This window comes from Saccharothrix sp. ST-888 (assembly GCF_000955975.1).
Classification (GTDB): domain Bacteria; phylum Actinomycetota; class Actinomycetes; order Streptomycetales; family Streptomycetaceae; genus Kitasatospora.
The window spans coordinates 1-264 of the sequence record NZ_JYJF01001080.1 but is presented as its reverse complement, the minus strand read 5'-3'; the positions used below and the strand labels follow the sequence as shown (position 1 = coordinate 264).

The following is a 264-nucleotide window of genomic DNA, read 5'->3' as shown; positions in this document are numbered from 1 at the left end:
GGTGTGGGGTCTGGGCCGGGTGGTGGGGCTGGAGCATCCGGAGCGTTGGGGTGGTCTGGTCGATCTGCCGGAGGTGGTGGACGAGCGTGTGCTCGGCCGTCTGGCTGCTGTGCTCGCTGCCGCCGCTGGTGAGGACCAGGTCGCGGTACGTGCTTCGGGTGTGTGCGCGCGTCGTCTGGTGCGGGCTGCGCGTGGTGAGGCCGTGGAGGCGTGGAAGCCGGGCGGCACGGTGCTGGTGACGGGTGGTACGGGTGCGCTGGGTGC

The 264-nt window shown here is 72.3% G+C and carries 1 protein-coding gene; it reads left to right on the top strand.

From position 1 onward, the window contains the following. The coding region (locus tag UK12_RS42810) for a hypothetical protein (protein WP_197085448.1) at positions 1-264 on the top strand (264 nt) is incomplete at both ends.